The 26,571-nt window shown below is 57.6% G+C and carries 16 protein-coding genes; 9 read left to right on the top strand and 7 right to left on the bottom strand.

Features of this window, described 5'->3' with window-relative positions; all coding sequences use genetic code 11:
- Positions 1-150 precede the first annotated feature (150 nt).
- From MTX78_RS07390 to glpK, 5 genes are all read left to right on the top strand, one after another.
- A complete protein-coding gene (locus tag MTX78_RS07390; RefSeq protein ID WP_243801307.1) occupies positions 151-2,196 on the top strand; it encodes an alpha-L-arabinofuranosidase C-terminal domain-containing protein in 2,046 nt (681 codons plus the stop codon).
- 158 nt (positions 2,197-2,354) lie between these two features.
- Positions 2,355-4,199, top strand: a complete 1,845-nt coding sequence (locus tag MTX78_RS07395; protein WP_243801309.1) for an NPCBM/NEW2 domain-containing protein — start codon at positions 2,355-2,357, stop codon at positions 4,197-4,199.
- A 144-nt stretch (positions 4,200-4,343) separates the two neighbouring features.
- Positions 4,344-6,386, top strand: a complete 2,043-nt coding sequence (locus MTX78_RS07400; RefSeq protein WP_243801311.1) for a glycoside hydrolase family 127 protein — start codon at positions 4,344-4,346, stop codon at positions 6,384-6,386.
- Between the two features lie 256 nt (positions 6,387-6,642).
- Complete coding sequence (locus tag MTX78_RS07405; RefSeq protein ID WP_243801312.1) at positions 6,643-8,259, top strand: glycerol-3-phosphate dehydrogenase/oxidase; 1,617 nt, start codon at positions 6,643-6,645, stop codon at positions 8,257-8,259.
- A gap of 271 nt (positions 8,260-8,530) precedes the next feature.
- The gene (glpK, locus tag MTX78_RS07410; RefSeq protein WP_243802836.1) at positions 8,531-10,057 is read left to right on the top strand and encodes a glycerol kinase GlpK; all 1,527 of its coding nucleotides are present in this window, start codon (positions 8,531-8,533) and stop codon (positions 10,055-10,057) included.
- Positions 10,058-10,178: 121 nt separating this feature from the next.
- Here the strand turns inward: glpK and MTX78_RS07415 are convergent, their stop codons facing one another.
- From MTX78_RS07415 to MTX78_RS07440, 6 genes are all read right to left on the bottom strand, one after another.
- A complete protein-coding gene (locus MTX78_RS07415) occupies positions 10,179-10,604 on the bottom strand; it encodes a VOC family protein (protein WP_243801314.1) in 426 nt (141 codons plus the stop codon).
- A 157-nt stretch (positions 10,605-10,761) separates the two neighbouring features.
- On the bottom strand, positions 10,762-11,811 hold the full coding sequence (locus MTX78_RS07420; protein WP_243801316.1) for a DUF6807 domain-containing protein: 1,050 nt from the start codon (positions 11,809-11,811) through the stop codon (positions 10,762-10,764).
- 19 nt (positions 11,812-11,830) lie between these two features.
- A complete protein-coding gene (locus tag MTX78_RS07425; protein ID WP_243801318.1) occupies positions 11,831-13,186 on the bottom strand; it encodes a Gfo/Idh/MocA family protein in 1,356 nt (451 codons plus the stop codon).
- A gap of 39 nt (positions 13,187-13,225) precedes the next feature.
- Positions 13,226-14,623, bottom strand: coding sequence for a 3-keto-disaccharide hydrolase (locus tag MTX78_RS07430; RefSeq protein WP_243801320.1), 1,398 nt, complete (start codon positions 14,621-14,623; stop codon positions 13,226-13,228).
- Positions 14,624-14,682: 59 nt separating this feature from the next.
- Entirely contained in the window at positions 14,683-16,341 is a 1,659-nt protein-coding gene (locus MTX78_RS07435; RefSeq protein WP_243801321.1) for a RagB/SusD family nutrient uptake outer membrane protein, read from the bottom strand.
- Between the two features lie 33 nt (positions 16,342-16,374).
- On the bottom strand, positions 16,375-19,458 hold the full coding sequence (locus tag MTX78_RS07440) for a SusC/RagA family TonB-linked outer membrane protein (RefSeq protein WP_243801323.1): 3,084 nt from the start codon (positions 19,456-19,458) through the stop codon (positions 16,375-16,377).
- 623 nt (positions 19,459-20,081) lie between these two features.
- On the opposite strand from MTX78_RS07440, the gene MTX78_RS07445 reads away from it, so the two are divergent.
- The 3 genes from MTX78_RS07445 to MTX78_RS07455 all read left to right on the top strand — a co-directional run bounded on the left by MTX78_RS07445 (position 20,082) and on the right by MTX78_RS07455 (position 23,461).
- Positions 20,082-21,122 carry an FAD:protein FMN transferase gene (locus MTX78_RS07445; protein WP_243801325.1) on the top strand — a complete coding sequence of 347 codons (1,041 nt, stop codon included), beginning with the start codon at positions 20,082-20,084 and terminating at the stop codon, positions 21,120-21,122.
- Entirely contained in the window at positions 21,082-22,299 is a 1,218-nt protein-coding gene (locus MTX78_RS07450) for a Gfo/Idh/MocA family protein (RefSeq protein WP_243801326.1), read from the top strand. Before MTX78_RS07445 ends, MTX78_RS07450 begins: the two co-directional genes overlap by 41 nt.
- Positions 22,300-22,417: 118 nt before the next feature.
- Positions 22,418-23,461 (top strand): LacI family DNA-binding transcriptional regulator, encoded by a 1,044-nt coding sequence (locus MTX78_RS07455; protein WP_243801328.1) that lies wholly within the window; start codon positions 22,418-22,420, stop codon positions 23,459-23,461.
- Between the two features lie 53 nt (positions 23,462-23,514).
- Here MTX78_RS07455 and MTX78_RS07460 read toward each other — a convergent pair whose 3' ends face one another.
- On the bottom strand, positions 23,515-24,675 hold the full coding sequence (locus MTX78_RS07460; protein ID WP_243801330.1) for an MFS transporter: 1,161 nt from the start codon (positions 24,673-24,675) through the stop codon (positions 23,515-23,517).
- A gap of 109 nt (positions 24,676-24,784) precedes the next feature.
- Between MTX78_RS07460 and MTX78_RS07465 the strand changes: the two genes are divergently transcribed.
- Positions 24,785-26,500, top strand: a complete 1,716-nt coding sequence (locus MTX78_RS07465) for a GH39 family glycosyl hydrolase (protein ID WP_317258935.1) — start codon at positions 24,785-24,787, stop codon at positions 26,498-26,500.
- Positions 26,501-26,571: the final 71 nt, after the last annotated feature.

The following is a 26,571-nucleotide window of genomic DNA, read 5'->3' on the forward strand; positions in this document are numbered from 1 at the left end:
ACGACTGGCGACCAGACCTAGCACTTACGAGTAGTGGTTCCGCAAATTCCCAGGCGGAACAGACATAGTACCTTTCACCAAATCACCCTCAAAGTCCCACACATGGCTTCAAAATTCAGCTTTCTAAATTCACAATCGATTGTGTCCAGTATGGTGCTTTTAAGCACCTTGGCTGGTCACAACGCCGTAGCGCAGGGCGCTGCCGCGCCAGGTACCATCACGGTACAAGTAAACAAGCCGGGCGCACCCATCGCCAAAACCATGTATGGCTTGTTTTTCGAGGATATCAACTTTGCCGCCGACGGTGGATTGTATCCGGAACTGGTGAAAAACAAGTCGTTTGAAACCGACGAAAACCTCGTGGGCTGGCGCGCAATCAATGGCGCTGCGGCCTTGTCGACTTATCTGGTTTCCAGCCAGCAGCCGATCAGCGCTACCAACAACCACTTCCTACGGATGACGGCCGCCACGGCTAGCCCCAATGCCGGCTTCCTCAATGAAGGCTTCCGGGGCATGGGAGTAAAGCAGGATGCAGAATACACCTTCTCGGTGTACTTACGGAAAGGGCCGGGCAGCGTAAGCGGCCTGAACGTGACCATCGAAGAACCAGGCCGCACCGGAAACGGGCCGGAAGCTGCTGCCTCCGGAAAGGTGCTGGCAGAAGCCAAAATTACGGGCCTAACGAACGAGTGGAAAAAGTACACCGCTGTGCTGAAGTCCTCGGGTACGGTAGCTAAAGCCCGCCTCAAAATAACGATGGAAGGTGCGGGTACCATCGACCTGGATGTGGTATCGTTGTTTCCGAAAGACACCTGGGAGAAGCGCGAGAATGGCCTGCGTCCCGACTTAGTGCAGCTCCTCAAGGACATGAAGCCTGGTTTCCTGCGCTTCCCCGGTGGCTGCATTGTGGAAGGCCGGACCTTGGACGAGCGGTATCAGTGGAAGGAGACCATTGGCGAGGTAGCTGCCCGCAAACCTTTGATTAACCGCTGGAACACCGAGTTCAAGCACAAGTTCACGCCCGACTACTACCAGTCATTCGGCTTGGGCTTCTTCGAGTACTTCCAGCTTTCCGAGGACATTGGAGCTGAGCCGCTTCCTATCCTCAACGTAGGCATGGCCTGCCAGTTCAACTCCGCCGAGCTAGCTCCCATCAGCGCCTCGGGCCCGAATCCGGGCAATACAGACGCTCATACAGACCCAACGCTGGATACGTTCATCCAGGATGCCCTGGACCTAGTCGAGTTTGCCAACGGACCTACGTCCAGCCCGTGGGGTGCCAAGCGGGCCGCTATGGGCCATCCGGCGCCGTTTAACCTGAAGTATATCGGTATCGGCAACGAGCAGTGGGGGCCGCAGTACCTGGAGCGCTACGAGCCGTTTGCCAAAGCCATCAAAGCCAAGTACCCAAACATGCAAATTGTGTCGAGTGCGGGCCCAAGCCCCGACGGACCACTGTTTGAGGCGGCTTCCAAGCGCCTGGGGGTGCTGAAAGCCGAGTTTGTGGACGAGCACTACTACGCCAAGCCCGAGTGGTTCCGCCAAAACGTTGGCCGCTACGACAACTACCCCCGCACGGGTCCGAAAATCTTCGCCGGTGAGTACGCCGCGCAAAGTGTCGCCATTGGTAGCCCCGACAACAAGAACAGCTGGGACTGTGCTATTTCGGAAGCAGCCTTCATGACGGGCCTGGAGCGCAACGCCGACATCGTGAACATGGCCTCCTACGCCCCGCTGTTTGCGCACGTAGATGCGTGGCAGTGGACGCCCGACATGATTTGGTTCGACAACCTGAAGGCCTACGGCACGCCGAATTACTACGTGCAGAAGATGTACAGCACCAACGCGGGCACCACTATGCTGCCCGTGCAAATGCCAAACAACGCCAAAAACGGCACCGATAACCTCTTCGCCAGCGCTGTCGCCGACGATAAGGCCGGCGACATCGTGGTGAAACTGGTGAACTACTCCAACGAAGCCCGCCCCGTGAAGCTGAACCTGGCCGGTGCGAAGAAAATGGGTAAGTCGGGCAAAGCCATTGTGCTTGCCAGCAACGACCTGCAGGCCGTGAACAGCTTGCAGGAGCCCACCAAGCTCGCCCCGAAAGAAGAGCAGTTTAAAGTATCGTCCTCGACGGTGAGCTACACGCTGGCTCCCAACTCGTTCACGGTGCTCCGGATTCCGGGCAAACGTTAATCGAAGCGCATAGAAAAGCGGAGTGGTTGTAGAAGCCACTCCGCTTTTTCGTTTAATTCCAAGGGTGCCGCCCATGTCCGAGCCCGTGACAAGCGTAGCAGCCGACGAACTCCTGTTCTCCATTGCCTAGGTATGTAGGCATCTACCATTTCCCCTCTATGAAACTCTCGCATAAGTCGGTACTGGCGGCTGCGCTGCTGGGCAGTTTAGCTGCTCCTGCCGTGGCCCAGACCAAAGCCACGGCCAAAACTAACTTCCACCAGTGGGCCGCTACGCCGCCGATGGGCTGGAACAGCTGGGACTGCTACGGCCCTACCGTGGTAGAAGCCGAGGTGAAAGCCAACGCCGACTACATGGCGCAGAACCTGAAAAGCAGCGGCTGGGACTATGTGGTGGTGGATATCCGGTGGTACGTGGGCAACGATACGGCGCACGGCTACAACGAAAAGGACCCGGACTTCAACATCGACCAGTACGGGCGCTTCATCCCGGCCCCGAATCGGTTCCCGTCGGCGGCGGGCGGCAAGGGCTTCAAGCCGCTGGCCGACTACATGCACGCCAAGGGCCTGAAGTTTGGCATTCACATCATGCGCGGCGTGCCGGTGGTGGCCGTGAACCGCAAGCTGCCGATTCTGGACAGTAAGGCCACGGCCGCCGACATCTACACCAAGGAAGGGCAGGGGACCTGGCTGCGCGACATGTACACGGTGGTGGCCGGAAAGGCTGGCGCGCAGGAGTACTACAACTCTATTTTTAAGCTGTACGCATCGTGGGGTGTAGATTTCGTGAAAGTCGATGACTTGTCGTCGCCGTATCATGCGCCGGAAGTGGAGATGATTCGGAAGGCCATTGACCTAACGGGCCGCAAGATCGTACTCAGCACGTCGCCGGGCGAAACGCCGATTGCCAACGCCAAGCACGTACAAGCCAACGCCAATATGTGGCGCACCGTCGGCGACTTCTGGGACAGCTGGGAGCAGCTCAAAGAACACTTCGAGGTCTGCGAGCGGTGGGCGCCGTATACCATGACGGGGGCTTGGCCCGATGCCGATATGCTACCGCTGGGCCGCTTGGGCATCCGGGCCGAGCGCGGCGACGACCGGATGACGCGCTTTACCCACGACGAGCAATACACGCTGATGTCGTTGTGGTCGATATTCCGCTCACCGCTGATGTTTGGCGGCGACTTGCCGAGTAATGACGCTTTCACCCTTTCATTGCTCACCAACAAAGAGGTGCTGGCCATGCACAGCAACAGCCGCAACAACCGCCAGCTGTTCCGCAAAAACGACCTAGTGGCCTGGACAGCCGACGACCCCAAAACCGGTGACAAGTATCTGGCCGTGTTCAATGCCCAAGACCAGGACTTGCTGCCCGAAACTGCCGCTGCGTGGTCGAGTGGGCTGATTACCCGCCAAACACCCAACCAAAGCAAAACGGCCGACATCGACATTACCGGCGCCACCAAGCTCTACCTGAACGTGCGCAACGGCGGCGACGACACCGGTTGGGACCATGCCAACTGGCTGACGCCGACGCTCTCCAACGGCAGCAAAACCGTATCCTTGACCACGCTCCCCTGGAAGCAAGCCACGGCGGGCTGGGGCAAATCGACGGTCAATAAAAGCGTGTCTGGCGGAGAGCTGATTGTAGATGGCAAAACCTATCCGGACGGCATTGGCACGCACTCCAACTCTATTATCGAGTACGACCTGCCGGCTGGTTACACCCGGCTAAAAACCACGGCCGGCCTCGACAAAGCGGCCGTCAGCCAAAACACCGGCGGCACCATCAACTGCCTGATTTTCACCAAGAGTCCGTACACGCCCGCACCCACAGATTCGGCACGGGTGGTGGTGCCGTTGCAGCAGCTTGGCTTCTCGTCGGCGTGCACCGTGCGCAATCTATGGACCGGCAAAACGGTAGGAGACTTCACCGGGGAGTTTGCGCCCTTCATTCGGCGGCACGGAGCGGGTTTATACCGGATTTCGGCCAAGAAATAGAGAGAATGCGCCCCGTCAGGTAACTCAGGAACTTAACAGAACCCTGCGTACCTCTGCCTGAACTGCTCCGCACTTCGCCGGACCCACCAGCAAAACAGCCCACTGCACAAGCCTAGGCTCGTGCATCATTCATTGCCCATCCCTATGTCGAAGTTACTTCTTACGGCGCTGGCGCTTGGTGTAGCGGCTACCGCTACTGCCCAACAGCGCACCGATTATCCGATTCAGGCCGTGGCTTTCACCAAGGTGAAGCTGGCCGACAACTTCTGGCTGCCTCGCCTGAAGACCAACACGGAAGTAACCATCCCGGCCTCGTTTGAGCGCTGCGAAGCCACCAACCGGGTGAAGAACTTCGAGATGGCCGCGGCGAAATCCGGCAAGTTTGCCACCACCTTTCCCTTCGATGATACCGACATCTATAAAACCATCGAGGGAGCCTCGTACTCGCTGAGCTTGTACCCGGATAAGAAGTTGGAAAGCTACGTGGACGAGCTGATTGCCAAGGTAGGCAAGGCGCAGGAACCCGACGGCTACCTCTACACAGCCCGCACCATCGACCCGGCGCATCCGCACGCCTGGGCCGGTAAGGAGCGCTGGGAAAAAGAGCGGGAGTTAAGCCACGAACTCTACAACTCCGGTCACCTCTACGAGTCGGCGGTGGCGCACTACGAGGCTACCGGCCGGAAAAATTTGCTCGACATCGCCCTCAAAAATGCCGACTTGGTGTGCGCCACTTTCGGGCCCGGCAAGCGCGCCGTAGCCCCCGGCCACGAGATTGTGGAAATGGGCCTCGTGAAGCTATACCGCGTGACGGGCAAGCCAGAATACCTGAGCACAGCCAAGTTCTTTATCGAGCAGCGCGGCCACTACCAAGGCTACGACCCTAAGAGCCCCGATGTGTGGAAAAACGGTTCGTATTGGCAAGACCATAAGCCGGTGTACGACCAACGAGAAGCCATTGGGCACGCCGTGCGCGCCGAATACCTGTATTCAGCCATGGCCGACGTAGCGGCTCTCACCGGCGACAAAAAGATGTTAGCTTCCGTGGATAGCATCTGGAACAACATGGTGAGCAAGAAGCTCTACGTGACGGGCGGCACGGGCGCGGTGCCCGGCGGGGAACGGTTTGGTGGCAACTACGAACTTCCCAACACCACCGCCTACAACGAAACCTGCGCCTCGGTAGCCAACGTGTACTGGAACCAGCGCATGTTTCAGCTCCACGGCGACTCGAAGTACATTGATGTGATGGAGAAGGTGCTCTACAACGGCCTGATTTCGGGCGTGGGCCTCGATGGCAAGTCGTTCTTTTACTCCAACGCCATGCAAATCAAGAACAGTGCGGTGTTCAAGGAGAGCGAGCCGGCGCGGGCGGGCTGGTTTGAGTGCTCATGTTGCCCTACCAACCTGGCGCGGCTGTTCCCGTCGTTGCCGGGCTACGTGTATGCGCAGAAAGACAACGATGTGTACGTTAATCTGTTCATCAATGGCAGCACCGATTTAAGTGTGAAAAAGCAGCCGGTGCGCCTCACGCAGCAGAACAACTACCCCTGGAACGGCGACCTGAAATTCACGGTGGCGCCTACTTCCACCGCCGAGTTCAACCTGTTGGTGCGTATCCCCGGCTGGTCGCGCAACGAGGCTATTCCTTCAGATTTGTACAGCTTCGCCTCGCCAATCACCCAGCAGGTAAGCATTAAAGTGAATGGCAAACCCCTGACCTACACCGTGCGCAACGGCTATGCCGTACTAGCCCGCAAGTGGCGCAAAAACGACGTGGTAGAAGTGGCGCTGCCGATGGAAGTGCGCAAAGTAGTGGCCAACCCCAACGTGCGCGATGACGCCGGCAAGGTGGCCCTGCAACGTGGCCCCATTGTGTACTGTGCCGAGTGGAAAGACAACGGCGGCAAAACCAGCAACATCATCGTGCCGGCCGCTACTACTTTCACCGCCGCCTTCAAACCCGACGTGCTCAACGGCATTACCGAGCTAACGGCTACCGTGCCCGTGGTGAAAGTGGACGCCGCCAACAATTCCATCAGCACGGTGCAGCAAATCCTGACGGCCATTCCATACTATGCTTGGGCCAACCGGGGCAAAGGCGAAATGACCGTGTGGTTCCCCGCCAAAATCACCGATGTTGACTTGGTCACGCAGAAAGTGGAAGAGAAAATAGTGGCTAAGTAGCAGAGCCCAGCCCGCCACTTTGGTTGCTGCGCATTTAGCCAAAGGGCGCAAGGCTTGCACGCATAGTGGGTATTTTAGAAAGGCTTATCGGTGAGGCATTCCTCTCATTGATAAGCCTTTCTGCTTTTATTGTTGTTTAGCTAGTGCGTTTCGCCTGGCATGCTTGCAGCATCTTAGGTGAAAATGCGTTAGTCAGGAACAAGAAGGCAAATGCCAGAGCCTTCCTCGGCCATACGTCAGCTCCATGCAAGAAAACGTGATACATACCCGCCTCCACGCCGCACCAATTCGCCGCGAAGTGCTCCTGCAACAGGTGAAAGAACAGCCTGTGTGGGACCTGCTAGTGATTGGGGGCGGCGCAACCGGGTTGGGGGTAGCGCTGGACGGCATCAGCCGGGGCTACAAAACGTTACTGCTCGAACAAGTGGATTACGCCAAGGGCACGAGCAGCCGCAGCACCAAGCTGGTGCACGGCGGGGTGAGGTACCTAGCCCAAGGCGACGTGGCACTGGTGCGCGAAGCGTTGTACGAGCGTGGGTTGCTGTTGAAAAATGCGCCGCATCTGGTCAAAAACCAGGATTTCATTATTCCGAACTACGAATGGTGGGGCGGCCCATTTTATACCATTGGCTTGAAAATGTATGACCTGCTGGCGGGCAAGCTTAGTTTGGGCGCATCGGTGCACCTCAGCAAAGAAGAAACGTTGCGGCGCCTGCCCAACCTCAACCCCGGAGGGCTGAAAGGGGGCGTGCTGTATCATGACGGGCAGTTCGACGATTCCCGCTTGGCCGTCAACTTGGCGCAAACGGCCATCGAGCAAGGCGGGACGCTGCTCAACCATTGCGAGGTCCGCGGCCTGCTCAAAGATGCCACCGGCCAGACAACCGGCGTAGTAGCCGCCGACCAAGAAACGGGAGCCACCTATGAAGTGCGTGCCAGCGCCGTAGTGAATGCTACTGGCATCTTCGTGGACGATATTCTGCAACTGGACAAGCCCGGCGGCAAGAAGTTGGTTCGCCCCAGCCAAGGCGTCCACATCGTGCTTGACAAGTCGTTCCTGCCTGGCGAAGATGCCCTGATGATTCCGAAAACCGACGATGGCCGCGTGCTTTTCGCCGTGCCATGGCACAACCGCGTGGTAGTAGGCACGACCGACACGCCCCTCACCGAGTACAGCCAGGAGCCGCAGGCGTTGGAAGAGGAAATCGAGTTTATTCTGCGTACTGCGGGCCGCTACTTAGCCCGGGCGCCCAAGCGCCACGATGCGCTAAGTGTATTTGCGGGGCTCCGGCCTCTGGCCGCTACGGAAGGCGGCGGGGAAAAGACGCAGGAAATTTCGCGCAGCCACAAGATTCTGGTATCCCAGTCCGGCTTGATTACTATTACCGGCGGCAAATGGACCACCTACCGCCGCATGGGCCAAGACACCGTAGACAAGGCCATTGCGCTTGGCAAGCTGCCTGCGGCCGAAAGCCACACTGCCCGCTTGCCTATCCACGGCGCCCAAGCCACCCCCGACCGGAGCAACCACCTCTACGTGTATGGCACCGACCAACCCGCCTTGCAGCAGCTTATTACCGAGTACCCTGCGCTGGGCGAAAAGCTAAACAACACCCTGGAATTTCTGAAGGTGGAAGTGGTATGGGCGGCTCGCTACGAAATGGCCCGCACCGTGGAAGATGTGCTGGCCCGGCGGGTGCGGGTGCTGTTTCTTGATGCCCGCGCTGCCATCAGAGTAGCCCCGGAAGTGGCGGCCTTGCTGGCGCATGAGCTTGGCCATGACGCCGCCTGGCAGCAAGAGCAGGTAGAGGCCTTTCAACAAGTAGCCCAACAGTATTTGCTGGAAAGCCAGACAGTGCCTTTGCAAGCGTGAAAACGGCTTCCTCAATTGCGCAATTGTTACGTAGCAGCTGAGGCTGAGGAGCAAGCCAATTGTCATTGACGCAGGAGGAATCTGGGTTAATCTGCACAATGAGTTGACCCAGATTCCTCCTGCGTCAATGACAGCTGTTCTGATGGGTGGGTTGTCAGCAGTTACTCATACCCCCCACGCTGCCATTTTGCACCAAGGCATTGCCATGCCGAATGCTTTGCGCTTCTTCACCTACTCGTACCTTCCCTCCCTGGATAACGCCCCGCCCACTATGCAGCAGTTCATCCTCGCCCTCGACCAGGGCACTACCAGTTCTCGCGCCATCCTTTTCGACAAGAAAGGCCACATCGTGTCAGAGGCGCAAAAGGAGTTCACGCAGATCTTTCCCAAACCCGGTTGGGTGGAGCACGATCCGCTGGAAATTTGGTCGACGCAGGCGGGAGTGGCGGCCGAAGCCACGGTGAAAGCCGGCGGCAACGGAAAGAGTATTGCCGCCATTGGCATCACCAACCAGCGCGAAACGGTGGTGGTGTGGAACCGCAAAACGGGCAAGCCGGTCTACAATGCCATTGTGTGGCAGGACCGCCGCACGGCCGAATACTGCGACCAGCTGCGTGCAGAAGGGCAAGAGGAGCTGATCCGCAACAAAACCGGCTTGGTGCTCGACGCCTACTTTTCGGCCAGCAAAGTGCGCTGGATTCTCGACCACGTACAAGGCGCCCGCCAACAAGCCGAAGCCGGCCAACTGGCCTTCGGGACCGTGGATAGCTGGCTGATCTGGAATTTCACGCAAGGCGAGTTGCACGTCACCGACGTAACCAACGCCTCGCGCACCATGCTCTTCAACATCCACTCCCTCACCTGGGACGACGAACTGCTGGCGCTGTTTGCGGTGCCGCGCAGTATGTTGCCGGACGTGCGACAGTCGAGTGAAATATACGGCCACACCAAAACCACCATTTTCGCTTCCAAAATCCCGATTGCGGGCATTGCCGGCGACCAGCAAGCGGCCTTATTTGGGCAGCAGTGCGTGCGCTCGGGTATGGTAAAGAGCACGTACGGCACGGGCTGTTTTATGCTGATGAACATTGGCACCGAAGCCCGGCTTTCTGAAAACAAGCTGCTTACTACCGTAGCCTGGAAGATAAACGGGCAGGTGCACTACGCGCTGGAAGGCAGCATTTTCATTGCCGGCGCCGTGGTGCAATGGCTGCGCGACAACCTGGGCATCATCAAAACCTCGGCCGAGGTAGAGCAGCTGGCCAAGCAAGTCAGCAGCAGCGGAGGCGTGTGCTTTGTGCCGGCGTTTGCCGGGCTTGGAGCGCCGCACTGGGACCAATACGCGCGAGGCGTTATTTTCGGTATGTCGAGGGCCACGACGGCGGCCCACATTGCGCGGGCGGCTGTGGAAGCCATTGCCTACCAAACCATGGATGTGCTTGAAGCCATGCAAGCCGATGCAGGCCTGACCATTGCCGAACTACGAGTGGATGGAGGCGCAACGGTCAACGAAACCCTGATGCAGTTTCTTGCCGATGTACTGCACACCAACGTAGTGCGGCCCCATATGGCCGAAACCACTGCGTTAGGCGCAGCTTACCTAGCCGGGCTGGCAGTCGGGTACTGGAAAAACGTAGAAGAAATTCAGGCGCTCAGCCAAGCGGAAACGCAATACAGCCCAAAAGCTGAGCAACCTCAGATTCAGGAGGGCATTGCCAACTGGAACCGTGCAGTGCAGGCGTTACAGGTGTGGTCGGGAGCATCTCAAATCACCCAGGCGGAACCTGCTAAGGCGTAGCCAAGGCTTTCGGCTGCTTTGTCTGTTTGGGCTGTTATTCTTGGGAAACAGGTAACAGCCACCCTAATGTCACTGAGACGAAGGGCCTGCGCAGAAGAGCTACTGCGCAGGCCCCAACACCCTACTTGGCGTCGTTGATTTCAATCCAGTAGCCATCCGGGTCTTGCAGGTAGATCTGCTTGACACCGTCGGCTCGAACGGTAGCGGCTTGGGCGTCGCCTTTGAGGTTGGTGTAGCGCACCTTTAGCTTTTCCAGGCGGCCGGTCAAGGTGGTGAGGGAAGGCACGCTGAAGCAGAGGTGCACGTTCTTTTCCGGCGTTACCGTGCAGGTGCCCTGAATGATGTGCATCTGCAAGCCCGAACCTATCTTCAGCCAGGTATGGCGGCCGTCGTTGAAAGGGTTGGGCGTTTCCTCTAGCTCCAAAACTGACTTGTAGAAACTGTTGCTAGCAGCAAGGTCGCGCACGCAAATAGCGGAATGGTTGAAGGTTAGCGCATTTTTCGACTGCGCAAAAGAGGATTGCAGCCCTAGAAAGCTGAAAAGCAAAAGCGTAAGAGAAGCACATTTCATTTTGTTGATCTGCTTGGGTGAACTGTCAATCTGCCTTCAATATAAACAGGATGGCGAAAGAAGGACCTACCCATCTTTCACCATCCTGTTTCTGGTAGCAATCAGCCAGTAGTGTACCTCGGAACGCCAGGGCTTACTTCACGGCCACGTTCTTCTTGGCGAAGTCGGCGGCGGCTTGGTTGAGCTGCTTGGCGGAGGGGGTGTTGCGGCCTCCATCAATCAGCACGCGGTAGCGGAACGTCACCGATTCGCCTTTCTTGAGTTGCAGGTTTTTGGCGGTTGCGCCGTTAGTAAAGATTTTCTCGCCGAGGGGGTTAGCTGCAAACAAGCCGTAGCCGCGGGCGTGCCAGAACGTGGGATAGTTCAGGTTTTTGGGGTGGTCGAGGATGGTGATGCTCACCGAATCCTGCCCCATCTTGCCGTACATCTTGCACCACGCGGCGCGGGTGCTCCAGGCGTCGTTGCCGCGCTTGCCGGTGCTGGTGAGGAAGGTGCCGTTCGGAACTTTGTCGGTACCGGCTTTCACCACCGTCACGATGCCTTTGCTGTCGGTGAACTTCTCGTCTTTGTCGCTCGGGATTTGCAGCTCATGCGCCACGCGCAAGCCAAGCAGGCCATCCTTGGCATCGGTAAACGTGACTTCCGTATTGGCCTTGAGCGTCGTGACCCGGTCGATGGTCCGTTCCCGGTCGGTGCCGCTGAATTCGAAGCGGGTGTTTTCTTCCAGCAGTACCTCGTTTTTCTGGTTGGTCCAGTTGGCGTGGTAGGCTAGCGTGCCGGTGGGGCCGCTGGTGGTTTCCAAGATCTTGTCGGTCTTGATCCAGCCGTAGGAGCCTTTCTTCTCGGTGGGAATGGCATAGGAGTTGTTCCAGAAGTCGAGGCCGTTGACGTTCTCGAAGTTCAACCACAACCCAAGGTGGTGGGGATGGTCGTTGGGGTCGCCGGGCTTGGGCGCCACCGGGAAGCCGCGCGTCACGACGGTGCCATTGGCGGCGTGCAATGGGTAGAGAACAGGCTTTTCCAGCGTATCGGGGTACAGAAAACTGGTGAACAGCCGCTTGCCCACGAACACATCAATTTTCTTGGCTTTCGGATCTTTAGTGATGCGCACCGCCTCCTTTTGCTGCGCCTGCACCCCCGACCAGCAAGTTACCGTCAAGAGCAAGCAAAGAACTTTCCTCATAGTGCGTGTCTGAAACAGATTAAGAAGTAAACGCTTTGCCCCCGACCATCACTTCCTGCGTTTTCTCATCAAACGTAGCCTTCAGGCCGGTATGCGCGGCGGCCGTGGTCATGATGTTGGCAATGGAGTGGTAGTAGCCGGCTTCCACCGGCGCGTTGGGCTGCTTGCGGCTACGGATGCATTCCATCCAGTTGCGCACGTGGTTGGACGTAAGCATATCACCGCCCGTATTGGCTGATGCCGCCACGGCCGTAACTTCCGACAAGCTGAACTCGGTCAGCAAGTTGGCCTGCATCTGCATTTCGTCGGCGTGTCGTTTGGTTAGGCCGCCCCTGGGTATCACCTTGTTGGTGTTCAGGTTCAGCTCGCCGCCGTTGGAATAGTAGATTTCGGTGGGGCGCTCGTCGCCGTTGTGCATGCGGGAGCCAAACGTCACCTGGAAGCCACTAGACGGGTCGTTGGTAGGGCCGTAGTCGAACACGGCCGTGATGGTGTCCCAGTTGCGGCGGCCGTCTTTCCACATATAAATGCCGCCATTGGCTACCACGCTGCGCGGGTGTTGCAGGCCCGTAAACCAGTGCACCGTATCAATTTGGTGGCTCATCCACTGGCCTGGCAAACCCGAGGAGTAGGGCCAGAACAGGCGGTACTCCAAATACTTGCGCGGGTCGAAGGGTTCGGAGGGGCGGTTCATCAAAAACCGTTTCCAGTCGGTGTCGGATTCCTTGAGCTGGCTGAGCAGCGCGGGGCGGCGCCACCGGCCCGGCTGGTTCACGTTCCAGGTGAGCTCCACCATCGTAATCGGGCCGAACTTACCGGACTTGATGAAGGCATCAGCGGCGTGATAGTTGGAGCCGCTACGGCGCTGCGAGCCAATCTGTACGATTTGCTTGGACGCCTTCACAGCTTTCAGGGCCGCCCGGTTGTCTTCCATGGTTTCGGCAAAGGGCTTTTCCACGTAAGCGTCGCAGCCGGCCTTCACGGCCTCAATGGCGTGCAGTGCGTGCTGAAAGTCGGCGGTGCCCACAAACACGGCATCCACGCCTTTCTTGGCGTACATCTCCTCGTTGTTGCGATAGGCCACCACGTCGTGCCCCATCTTCTCCTTCCACATGGCGGCACCTTCGTCCCGGCGCTGTTTCCAGATGTCAGACACGGCCACCACGTCGAAGTTCAGTTCTTTGTAGTGGTTCATAAAACAGGGCATGTGCGAATTGCGGTGGCGGTCAGAGAAGCCAACCACGCCAACCCGCACCCGGTCGTTGGCCCCGATGATGCGTTTGTAGCTGCTAGCCGACCAGGAAACCTGCGAAAACATCACCCCAGCGCTGGCCAGGGCAGTGGTTTTAAGAAAATCGCGACGTTGATATGACATAAAAAACGGGAAGTTGAGGGTGGTGGAGAAGGCGAGTAATTACTTCAACTCTTTGATTTTGATGCTCCGAAACGAGACGTTGTCGCCGTGGTCTTGCAGCAGGATGTGGCCGGCCGGTGCCTCGCCGAAGTTCGGCCATACCTTGTACTTGCTGATGGCCACCAAATCTTTGAACTCCTTGGAGCCGCGCGTGTATTCCAGCACTTTGGAGCCGTTCAGGTAGTGCTCCACCCGGTTGTCGGGGTGGACTACCACGCGGCCCACGTTCCACTCGCCAATCTTGTGAATGAAGCGCGGGTTCTTGTCGGCTTTCTTGAGGTCGTAAAGTGAGGACAGCGTGCGGTTGCCGTCGCGCCCGAGCTTGGCATCGGGGTGCAGCTCGTCGTCGAGCACTTGATATTCCAGACCAATGGCTGAGCCTTGGCTTTTCTCGGCTAGCGTCACGAAGTATTTCACGCCGCTGTTAGCGCCCGGCGTCAGCTTGAACTCGAACGACAAGTCAAACGCCTTATACTGGGCATTGGTAACGATGTCGCCGCCGTTGGTTGATTCTTTGCCTTCGGCGGGCAGCACGCTCATGGTGCCATCGTTCACCTGCCAGCCTTTGGCGGGGAAGGCGGTGCCTTTGGCGCTGCGCCACCCCGCCGAGGATTTACCGTCAAACAACAGCTTCCAGCCGTGCTCTTTCTCGTAGGGCGTCAGCATGTTGGGCATGAAGTTCACCACGTAAATGTCGGTGGGGAAGGCGCTGGGCTTGAGGTTGGTGGTATTAATCTTGATGTTCTTGAAATACACCTTTTTGCCTTCCTGCTCTTTGGTGGTGATGCCGTGCACTTGCAAGCCAATAAAGCCATTAGCATCCACAGGGTCCACCACGTAGGCCACGGGCGTGCCGTTCAGCCAGGTTTTCATTTCGTTGCCGATGCACTCAATTTTCACGTGGTTGTACTGCCCCACCTTGAAAAGCGGCTTGGCCTTGGGGTTCAAATCCAGCGGGTACAGCCACTGCCGGCGCGCCTCGTCGTACACGCCCCCCGACCAACTCCGCTCGGAGGGGTCGATTTCCACTTGCCGGCCGTACACCTTGTTCTCGAAACCGGGCGTGTTGAAGTGGCTGCGCGTCTGCACGCCCGAGTTGCTGACGTTGCTTTCCAGCATGATATCCAGCTCTAGCTGGAAGTCGCCGTATTCCTTCTCGGTGACCAGAAACGTGTTGCCAGAGTTCATGACCGTCGTCCCGACGATGGCGCCGTTTTCCACTTTGTAGTCGGCGGTGCCGGCCAGGCGTTTCCAGCCGGTCAGGGTTTTGCCATCAAACAAATTCTGCCACGTATCGGCTGCCTTGGTGGGGGTGAGAACCGGGGCCGGGCCGGGCGCAACGAATGACAAGGCCGTCCAGGCGGCTCCGAGGGTTACAGCTGTGACTTTTTCTAACATGGTGACTTTTGGAAGGTGAAATCTAAACGAGAGGCGCTGCCAGCGGCAGCGCCTCTATACTAGTAGCCAGGGTTTTGTGGAAAGGCCGCCACCCCACCCGCCGTGCGGTCAATCTGGTCCTGTGGAATAGGACGCAACTCGTGCTTGCCCGCTCTGATGTTGGCGGCGGCGTCGGGGTTGTAGAGTTTTACTCGCTCCACCAATAAGCCCCAGCGCTTCAAGTCAAACCAACGGAACATCTCGCCCTGTAGCTCCCGCTCCCGCTCTTCCATGATGAACTCCATGGTCAACTGATTGGCGGTGATTTGCATGGCGGTTTCTTTGCCGGGGAAAGCAGCCCGCCGACGTACGGCGTTGATGAACGGTAGCGCGTCAGCAGCTTTGCCGCTTTTCAGCAAGGCCTCCGCGGCAATCAGATGGGTTTCCGCCAGGCGGAACATCAGGAAGTCGCGGCTGCCAGGCTGGTACTGCAAATCGGGGCGGAGCGGGTCCAGAAACTTGGTTAGGGTGGGGAACAGGTTAGGACGATACAAGCTGGGAACCATCACTTGATAAGGCTTTTTGGCCCGTTGTGCCAGCGGCATTTCGTAGCCAGGCAGATAGATAGCCGTGTCGCCCAATTTAAAGGTTACGGATGGTTTCGACGTGTCGAAGAGGTTGGTGAACGTGCCGGGGTTGTTGCAATAATACACCGTCCGGTAGCTTTTCTGGTAACGCGAGTCGTTGACCCGGTCCTTGAAGACCGTTTCCAGCATGTAGGTCGTGGGCCGGAAGCGGCGGAAGGGCCGGCCGATTGTCACGTCGCGCTTCATCCCGGCCTGGACGTCGTATTCCATCACGTAGTACAGGTGGGTCTCGTTGCCCACGCCGTTGGTGGTAGGGTCGGAGGTGTACTGCGTGGCGAAAATTACTTCCTCGTTGATTTCCCCGGCGCCCTGCTGGAATACGCTCGCGTAGTCGGGCAGCAGCCGGTACGAGTAGTTTTTGATGACGTTTTGGGCGTACGTAGCCGCCTTCGTGTAGTCGTCGGAAGCGGCGGCTACCGAGGTAGCCTTGGTTAGGTACACCCGGGCCAGCAGGTGCTCACAGGCACCTTTCGTTACCCGACCATACTCCGGCGTGGTGGCCGTCAGATCGGGCAGCGCCGATTCCAGGTCCTGTACAATGGCCGCGTACACGTCTTTGGCAGGCGTTCGGGTGGCTTCTTTGTTAGCGGTTATGCTCTGGTTCAAGACCAACGGAACATCACCGTATTGCTGCACCAACACAAAGTAGTGGTGCGCCCGGAGCACTTTCACTTCCGCTACCCGCCGCTTCTTTACGGCTTCATCCAGGCCCGTCACGTTCGGCGCCTGGTCGATAACGGCGTTGGCTGTATTGATGCCCACGTAAAAGGCATTCCACACATCGATAATGGGCTGCGTGCGGCTATCCAGCTGGGTGGTATACTGGTTCATGTACTTGTAGGTGCCATCCGAGCCGAACGTGTAGGTGTCGGTGCCAAATACGGTCAAGTTCATGCCGTTTTCCCGGCCGTAAAAGTCGCGCAACGACGAGTATACGGCGCGCACGCCGGCTTCAAAACCAGCCGGCGTAGTGATGTAGTCGGCGCCGACTTGGGATACCACTTCCTCTTCCAATAAGTCTTTGCAACCTGTGGAGGCTAGTGAGAGCAGAACGGCTGCTACAATAGATTTGCTGTATGCGAAGGTCTTCATGTCGTTCTAATTGAGAGTGCGGGCCTGAGAACCTTAGAATTTAGCGTTGAGGCCGAACGTGATTTGCCGAACCGAAGGAATCTGGTTGTTATTGACCACATCCGACGTTTCGGGGTCGATGCCTTTGTACTTCGAGCGGAATTCGGCAAAGATGAACGGCTGCTGAATGCTGGTGTACAGGCGCAAACCGCTGAGCTTCAAACGCTGCACAATGGCGGGGCCAACATTGTAGCCGAAGTTGATGTTGCGCACCTTCACAAACGAGCCGTCGAAATATTGCAGCGTAGTGTTGTAGATCGGGAACTCCTGGTCTTTGTTGGGGCGCGGGAAATCGTTGGTGGGGTTGTTCGGCGTCCAGTAGTTGATGTCCAGGTTGTTGTAGCGGCCCGCCAGGTAGTTGGTGGTGTTGTGGAAGTCGCTGCGGATCATGTTGCCGATGCGGGCGTAGATGAAGAACGACAAGTCGAATCCCTTGAACTCGAAGCGGTTGGTAACGCCGCCTGCCCACTTCGGTATGGTAGAGCCCAGAATAACCCGGTCGTTGACGGCGTCGATTTTGCCGTCGCCGTTCTGGTCTTTCACCTTGATCTGCCCAATGCGCTGGCCAAACGCAGCCGCTTCCGACTCCTCGCCCAGCTGCCAAATCCCAACCTTCTCGTAGTCGTAATACACCTGCAGCGGCTGGCCAATAAAGCGCTGGTTACCGATGTCGTTGCTTTTGCCATTGAACAGCTCGATGATGGCCTCGCGGTTGCGCGTAAACTGCAAATCCGTCGACCACCGGAAGCCGTTAGCTGTGTTCATATTGACCGTGGTGAGCGTCACCTCAACGCCACGGTTGCGGGTGTGGCCTACGTTTTGAAGCACCCGATCAAAGCCGTTGGAAATCGGCAGTTGGTTGTACAGCAACAAGTTGCGCGTATCAGCCTGGTACGCTTCTACCGAACCAGAAAGGCGGCCGTTCCACAAGATGAAGTCGATGCCAATGTTGCCGGTACTCGTGGTTTCCCACTTCAGGTCGTTGTTGGCAATGGTACCCACCCGGTAGCCGTAGCCCGGCGACGTGCCAAACGCGTAACTGGTGCGGGTCAGCAAGCTCTGGGTTTGGTAAGGCGAGATGCCCGTGTTGCCGATAGAGCCGTAGCTGGCGCGCAGTTTCAGCTGATCCAGGAAGGAAATATTGTCCAGAAATGCCTCGTCGCTCATGTTCCAGCCCACGGCCACGGAGGGGAAGAAACCGTATTTGTTGTTGGAGCCGAAGCGCGAAGAACCGTCGTAGCGGCCCGTCAAGGTCAGCAGATACTTCTCTTTGAAGTCGTAGTTCACCCGGCCCATAAACGACTGCAACGTCCAGGTCTGCAAGTCGGTGCCAGGCGCGTTGAACGAGCCAGCCTGCCCGAGGTTGTAGAACTCCTGTGACTCCGCCGACACGGCATTTACATCAATAAAGCTGGTTTCGTAGTTATCGCGCTGAACGGAATGCAGGGCCGTGATGCCTAGGTTGTGCACCGTGTTGAAGATCTTGTTGTACGTCAAGATGTTCTCGATGGTGTAGTTGAAGCGCTGGCCGTTCTCGACGCGGGCCGTGGGGGCGCCATTGCGCCGCGCGTTGGTAAGAGCACCGGTGAAACGACCAAAGCGCTGGTTGGTGAAGTCAGGACCGAAATTGACGCGGTACTTCAGCCCATCCACGATTTTCCACTCGCCGTACACGCTGTTGAAAATGCGGACCGTTTTGGTTTCCGCAATGTTGGCACCCTTCACCACCTCCGACGCCGGATTGGAGCGCAAGCCATCAGGAGTAGGCAGGAAGATGATGTTGCCTTGGTCGTCGAAGGGCCGGCCGAGCGGGTTTTCCGATAGCGCCCCGCCGAAGGGGTGGAAGCCCCGAATCACGTAGTTGGGGTTCGGGAAGCCATCAAACGCCGGGTTGTTGATCGGGCTGTCGGCGCCGTTGTTGAGGCTGTACACCCCGAACGTGGAAGTGCCTATTTTAATCCGGTCGTTGATTTGGTGGTCGAGGTTGACGCGGAACGTGTAGCGGGTGAAGTCAGTGCGTTTCAGGATGCCTTTCTCTTGAAAGAAGTTGCCGGAAACGGAAAACTGCGTTTTCTCGCTGCCGCCCTGCACGCCCACCTGGTGACTCTGGATAGAGCCGGTGCGCAACAGCAGTTTCTGATAGTCGGTGCTGCGGCCTTGGGCAATGCCCTCTAGCTCCACGGCGGTGAAGGTTTTTTGGTCGGAAACAGTTGGGTCGTTGTCGAGGTAGATGCCGGCTGTGCGGTACGCTTCCCGCTTGTATTCCGCAAATTCGGGGCCGTTCATTACGTCCACTTGGCCTAGCGCTTTCGAGAAACCCGCGTAAGCATCGTAGCTCACCACGGTTTTACCAGCTTTGCCGCGCTTGGTCGTTACCAGTACCACGCCATTGGCCCCGCGCGAGCCGTAGATGCCGGTAGCCGAAGCGTCTTTGAGTACTTCCAGCGAGGCAATATCCTGCGGGTTGATGTCGTCGATGCCGCCCGCCACAGGTATCCCGTCCACCACATACAGTGGGTCGTTGGACGCGTTGATGGAACGGCGGCCCCGGATACGGACCGTCACGCCACCGCCCGGCTCGCTGCCCGACTGGATAACATCGACACCCGCGGCACGGCCCTGCAAAGCTTGGCGGGCGTTGGTTACGGGTAATTCCGCTATTTCCTTGGAAGTAACCGAGGAGATGGCGCCGGTGGTCTGGCTTTTCTTTTGGGTGCCATAGCCTACTACTACCACATCGGCCAAGGCCTGCGAATCTTCTTTCAGCGTGACGTTGATTTGCTTGCGGCCGTCGATGTTGACGGTTTGGGCAACCAAGCCCACCGAAGAAATAACAAGTGCGGTGCCACTAGCCGGTGCTTGCAACGTGAATTTGCCGTCTGGGTCGGTGCTGGCACCCACCGTAGTGCCCTTCACCTGTACCGTCACGCCGGGTAGGCCGGCTCCTTTTTCATCAACTACGCGGCCGCTTATTTCGGTGGTGCCTTGCTGAGCCCACGCCCCGGAGGCGAAGCAAAGCAGGAGCAACAGCAACAAGAGCGGCATCTTGCGGGTGGGGGGAGAGTAGCGTGCAGTCATACAGTGACGGGAGTGTGGAAGGGTGAGGAAAAATTGAAACAGGTCTGCAATGGTCAAGTCGTACTTCCAGCCAGTGCTTGCTATCTGGCGCCTACGGCCCTAATGCACGTCGCTAAGCTAGAAGCAAACAGCATCAGATAGTTAAGCAAATAGGGTGTTTAGTTACGCAAACGTTTTCGGAAAACGCAATCGATAGCACAAGCGTACTTGGATATTTACTTCAAATGAGGTAAGCAGCAAAAAGAGTAGGCGGCAAGCAGACTCCGGCCGAAAGCGCCGAGAGCAAAGCAGTAGCGGACAGCGCGTACTGCGAGGGAGCAAAGCGAAATAATTGCTATTGGGACTCATATTAAAGATACCCTTTTCGGTAACTCTCCTGTACTCTCCCGAATGGTAGTTTCCCCTCGACCTGAGTAGAAGCACGGAAATAGTCGAGTGGAAGTGCTACTTAGACTTGCAATAGTGAAATGAGTGGTAGTACCTAGCAGTGACAAGCACCGGTATCTACAGGATACACACCGCCGGTTAACTGGCGAACTTTAGTATGATTACCCACAGGCTTGTATTTATAGCAAAGCCCTGATCCAACGGCTACGCGTGCATCTGACTAGTTACTTTAAATCATGAATTGCGGTGTTGTTCTTGCCTTTGTGCTGTGGCTGTTTCCGGGTGGCAACGCGCCGCTTCGGCCGTTTCAACTCCAGGGTTATGCGCAAGGAACCACCTATACCATCACATACTACGCCCCAGATAGCGTGGTGGCAACTGCGGAAGTCCGTCAGCAGCTCGCCGAAATAGATGCTTCGCTCTCGCTGTATCAGCCCAACTCGTTGATCAATCAATTCAATCAGTCGCGGAGGGGAGTGGTGGCCGACCGCCACTTGCGGGTGGTAGTGGGCAAGGCGCTGGAAGTTTATCAGCAAACGGACGGGCTGTTTGATGCAACCGTGCAACCACTGGTGCAGGCCTGGGGCTTTGGTACCCGCCCCACCGAAACGGCCCCTTCGCCCGCCGCCATCCAAGCCATTCTGCCGGCCATCGGCTCCGACAAACTTCAGTGGCGTGGCGATTCTCTGGTGAAGCGTGTGGCGGCGGTGCACCTAGATTTGAACGGTATTGCGCAGGGCTACACCGTGGATGAGTTGGCGGCCCTATTGGAGCGCAAGCACATTCGGAACTACTTGGTGGAGTTGGGCGGCGAAATCCGAGTGCGGGGGCGCAAGTGGCCGAGTGGGCAGCGGCTGCGCATTGGCATTGAGCGGCCTGATACCAGCAGCTGGCAACTGACAGCAATGCAGCAAATCATAGAACTTGACGCCGGCGGTGTTACCACTTCCGGCAACTATCGTAAATTCAAACGAGAAGGAGCAGTGCGAAACGCGCACCTCATCGACCCAAAAAGCGGCTACCCCTTCCAAAATGAAATGATCAGCGTGACGGTAGTGGCCCCAGACGCCATGACTGCCGACGCCTACGACAATGCCCTGATGGGAATGGGCGTGGTAAAAGCGCTAACTTTTTTGCAAAAGCACCGCCGCCTTCACGCCTACCTTATCTACCGGCGCCCCAACGGTACCGTTGCCGACACAACCTCTCCGAAATTCCCCCAGCTACTTTCTCCTCATGATCCACCTTCCCAGACGCGACTTTCTCAAGAAAACTAGCCTGCTCACGGGCGGCCTACTGGTTGGCACCCAGCTAGGAGAAGCTTTTGCCGCACCACCCGCCGCTGGTAAACTGAAAATTGGTGTTATCGGGTGCGGTGACCGGGGCACCGGGCTGCTCAAGATTTTGCAAGAACTACCCGACCAGTACGAGGTAGTGGCCCTGTGCGACGAGCTGCCGTTTCGCTTGCGCGATGCCCAGAAAATCGGTTCGGCCAGTAAGGCCAAAACCTACGCCGACTACCACGCCCTGCTCGATTCGCGCAACGTGGATGCCGTCATTATCTCGGTGCCGCTGAACCTGCACTTCGCGGTAGCTAAAGCTGCCTTGCTGGCCGGCAAGCAAGTGTACCTCGAGAAAACGATGACCCACAACATCGAGCAGGCCACGGAACTGGTGACGCTAGCGCAGCAGCGTCCCAACCAGATTCTGCAAGTCGGGCACCAGTACCGCTACTCACCGCTGTACTACCGCGTTAAGGAGATGATAGACCAGGGGTACCTGGGAAAAGTAACGCAGATCGACTGCCGCTGGGACCGGAACGGCAGTTGGCGCCGCCCCGTGCCAGACCCGAGCTTGGAGCGCAAAATCAACTGGCGCATGTACCGGGAGTACTCGGGGGGGCTAGCCGCCGAGCTACTTTCTCACCAGCTCGATTTCATCCACTGGGCCTTTAACACCTACCCCGATGAGATATTCGGGACCGGCGGCATCGACTATTACAAGGACGGCCGGGAAACATACGACAACGTGCAGGTGATGGTGCGGTACGCTCGTGAGGGCATGGTCGGCAACTTCGGGGCCACCTGCGGCAATGCCCGCGACGGGTATCTATTCAAACTAAAAGGCACCAAAGGCACTATCTCGCTGCTCATCGACCAAGGCATTTATTACCCCGAGAAGGAAACGCTGAAGCAGTATGGCACCGTGGATGGCGTGACGGGAGCCACCAAAATTACGTGGGACAAGAACGGCGGTATTCCCATCACCACCGAGCCCCTGAAAGATGGGTCTTGGTATGCGTTGCGGGACTTCTACAAGGCCGTAAGCGACAAAAAAATGCCCGATTCCAACGTATTTACGGGGGCGCGCGTGGCCTGCGCGGTATACATGGCCAACCAGGCTATTTATAATCATACCATTGAGAAGTGGCGGCCCGAGTTCAACTTCAGCTAGGCAAGCCAACAGACTACCAGCCGAGTAGCTCTGATTTGTTGTGCGCGTTGTTTCTGTAGCGGCATTGCACTCTGCAACCGGGTTTCTGATAGATAAGTTGTTATCTATAACTTGAACTATGAAACCAGTAAACCTGAAAAGACTAGCGGAAGAACTCAACCTCTCTGTTGCCACCGTTTCAAGAGCCCTCAACGACCGGTACGATATATCGCAGGCCACCAAAGACCGGGTGCGCGAACTAGCAAGCAAGCTGAACTACGAGCCCAATCCATACGCCAGTGGCTTGCGCCGCCAGAAGAGCAAGACCATTGGCGTCGTGGTTCCGGAGGTGGCCAATCATTTCTTTTCGCTGGCTATCAACGGTATAGAAGCGGTAGCAAGAGCAAACAATTACCATGTGCTCATCTACCTGACCCACGAAGACTACGAGCGCGAGCTGGCGGTGACTCGGCTGCTGGCCAACGGCCGGGTGGAGGGCGTATTGGTATCGGTGGTGAACAACGGGGAGGATTTCAGCCACTTGGCCTCCTTGCAGGAAAGAGGTGTTCCGTTGGTCTTTTTCGATCGGGTGCACGAGAAAATGACCACGGCCAGCGTCACTACCAACGACTACGAAAGCAGCTACCAGGCCACCCGACACCTACTCGACAACGGCTGCCGTTGCATAGCGCACCTGACGGTTTCCGAGCGCCTCTCCATCGGCAAGCGCCGGATGCAGGGCTACATAGATGCCCTGAAAGCCAACGGTATTGCGTACGACGAGGAGTTGGTGGTGCACACGCAATCCAACAAAGAGCAAGACACCCAAACAATTCAGGCGCTACTGCTGAAACGGCCCGATATAGACGGGTTTTTTGCGTCGGTTGAAAGCCTGGCTATGTGTAGCTACGAGGCCTGCCGCAACCTGGGCCTCACCATTCCCGACGACGTAAAGGTCATTGGGTTTTCCAACCTGGATATTGCCTCGTTGCTGGAACCGCCGCTCACCACCATCACGCAGCCAGCCTATGCCATTGGGCAGGAAGCCGCTAAAATTCTGTTTAAGTCCATCATCAAAAACATGGCTGCAACTTCCGCACAGAACCTGGAATTGAAATCCGAACTGATTATCAGGGGCTCGACGGGACCTACGGTGAAACAGGTTTCGGCGAAAATGCACTAACAACCCTTCAGGCCATTCAGCTTATACCTACGGCGAGGGTGCTCAGCTAACCGCTACGCGGGAGTGCGCACTTTGGCGGATTTGGAGGTGATGCCGGCGGCCAATACGCCAACCACGGCTCCCATCATGGCCACTAGCGCAAAAGAGACACGCAGGCTGAACACTTCCCCTAGCAAGCCAATCAGCGGCGGGCCAAGCAGAAACCCGAAATACCCGATGGTTGAAACCAGTGCCAGCGCCACCCCCGGCGACACGGTGCGCGCCTGCCCGGCCGCCGAGTAGGAGAGGGGCGTAACCGAGGCAATACCAAAACCTACCAGCAGAAACCCGATAATAGCGGGCACCAAGTATGGAAGCAGCACGGCCAGCAGCAGCCCCGACGCTATGAGGGCGCTGCTGACTTGCAGCATCCGAGTGGCCCCGAAACGGTGGGTGAAGTAGTCGGCGAGGAAGCGGCCGAGGGCCATGGTGCTCATGCAGGCCACGTAGCCGCTAGTCACCAGCGCAGCATCGGGCCGCACCACCCGCTGGAAGTACACGCCGCTCCAATCAAACATACAGCCCTCGCAGAGCATACCGCAGAACGCAATAAGGCCAATGCGCAACAGGTAAGGCTCGGGGCGGCGCAAGCTCAGGCCGCCGGCCTCGCTGCCTTCGTCTTGGCGCAACGTGAACTGATGGGCCACCGCAATAAGGATTACCCCCAGCACTGCTACCAGCAGGAAGTGGAAAAGGGGCGTCTGCTGCCAACCAATGAGCAGCGTTCCGAGGGCGCCACCTAGGAAGCCCGCCAAGCTCCAGAGCCCATGAAACGAGCCCATAATGGGTTTGCCGTAGTGCGCCTGCACATTAATGGCCTGGGTGTTGACGGACACGTTCAGCAGATTGCCGGCAAAGCCAAACAAGGCCAGCGCCGGGGCTAGCGTCCAGAAGCTTTCCACCCACCCAAGCAGCGGCAGAAACACCGCGTATAGCGTTGCCGAGAGCAGTACCACCGTCCGGCTGCCCCAGGTGTGCACCAGCCAGCCAGCCAAGGGCAGCGCAAAGAGGGAGCCGACAGGCATGGCAAGCAGGAGTTGCCCGATGTCTCCCTCACTTAAACCGAGCTTCGAGCTGATATCCGGAATGCGAGAAGCCCAACTGGCAAAGCAGATGCCTGCTTGAAAGAAAACGGCCGCAACGGCAATTCGGCTCTTGGTAGTAGATGGCAGCATGGTAGACAATAGTCGCGCAAAGGTACGAGCAGTTACACAATCGGTTGTGTTTACCACGTAGGATTGGTAGATTGTCCCGCGCCTCTTTCCACCCGTACTTCTCTGCTGCATGAAAAAATTTGCCTCGCCTCCGCCTCCGCTGCCTCGTCACTTGCTTGGTTTGATGACCCTGGTAAGCGTATTGGCCGGTGCTTCCACCGTGCAGGCGCAAGCACCCGCAGCGCCGGTTTCCATTCAGGTGGATTTGGCGAAGCCAAAAGGCCCCATGTACCCGATGTGGGCGTATTTCGGGTACGACGAGCCCAACTACACCTATATGAAGGATGGGCAGAAGCTGCTCACCGAGCTAGCGGCCTTGAGCCCGACCACCGTGTACGTGCGGACCCACAATCTGCTCACCACCGGCGACGGTACGCCCGCCCTCAAATGGGGCTCGACCAACGCCTACACCGAAGACAAAAAAGGCCGGCCCATCTACAACTGGAAAATAGCCGACCAGATTTTTGATACGTATCTGGCGCGGGGCATGAAGCCTATTGCGCAAATCGGGTTTATGCCGGAAGCCTTGTCGTCGCACCCGGTGCCGTATCGCCACCACTGGAAGCCCGGCGACAACTACAACGACATCTATACCGGGTGGGCTTATCCGCCCAAGGATTACAAGAAATGGTCGGAGCTGGTATATCAGTGGGTGAAGCACTGCGTGGCGCGCTACGGCGAGGCCGAGGTGAAAAGTTGGCCGTGGGAACTGTGGAATGAGCCCAACATCGGCTACTGGAAAGGCACGCCCGAAGAGTACAGCAAGCTGTTCGACTATACCGAAGACGCCGTGCACCGCGCCTGCCCCGGCATCCAGCTCGGCGGCCCCGAAACCACCGGCCCTGGCTGGGACAAAGCCGCCAACTTCCTGAAAGACTTCTTGCAGCACTGTGCCACCGGCACCAACTACGCCACCGGCAAAACCGGCACCCGCCTCGACTTCATCACGTTCCACGCCAAAGGCGGACCCAAAGTGGTGGACGGCCACGTACGGATGAACATGGGTACGCAGTTCAAGGACCTCACCGAAGGCTTCAAAATCGTGGCCTCGTTTCCGCAGTACAAGAACTTGCCCATCATCATCGGAGAAAACGACCCCGAAGGCTGCGCCGCCTGCTCTGTGGACCTGAGCCCAGAAAATGCTTACCGCAACGGCACCATGTATTCCAGTTACACGGCCTCCGCGTATTCTCATCTATATGAGTTGGCCGATGAGTATAAAGTAAACCTGTTAGGCGCGGTCAGTTGGTCGTTTGAATTTGAGAACCAGCCCTGGTTTGCTGGCTTCCGCGACCTGGCCACCAACGGCGTCGATAAGCCCGTGCTCAACGTGTTTCGAATGATGGGCCTCATGGGTGGGCAGCGGGTAGCCGTCAGCAACGCCAGCGCCCTCACGTTGCCTGAACTGCGTGAAGGCGCACAAAGCCAGCGCGCCGACATCAGCGCCTTAGCGTCCACCAACGGCCGCTCCGCCAATGTACTCGTCTGGAATTACCACAACGACGACCTGCCCGCCGCTGCCTCCGAAGTGGAAATCGAGTTGCAGGGCCTAACCGCGCCGCAAGCCCTGGTGCAGCACTATCGCATTGATGGCGAGCATAGCAACTCCTACACCAGGTGGCAGAAAATGGGCTCCCCGCAAAACGTATCCGCTGCTCAACGCACCGAACTCGAACAAGCCGGCCAACTCGCCCTGCTTAATTCGCCTACGTGGGTGAAATTAAAGACAACAAAACCACCCTTCGTTTCAAACTCCCTCGCCAAGGCGTGTCACTGCTGCACCTGACGTGGTAAGGCTGTAAACAGGTATAAGACATAAACCCAGTTATGAAAAGGGCCGTCCTGCTTAGCAGAACG

It is taken from the genome of Hymenobacter tibetensis, from assembly GCF_022827545.1.
Taxonomy (GTDB): domain Bacteria; phylum Bacteroidota; class Bacteroidia; order Cytophagales; family Hymenobacteraceae; genus Hymenobacter; species Hymenobacter tibetensis.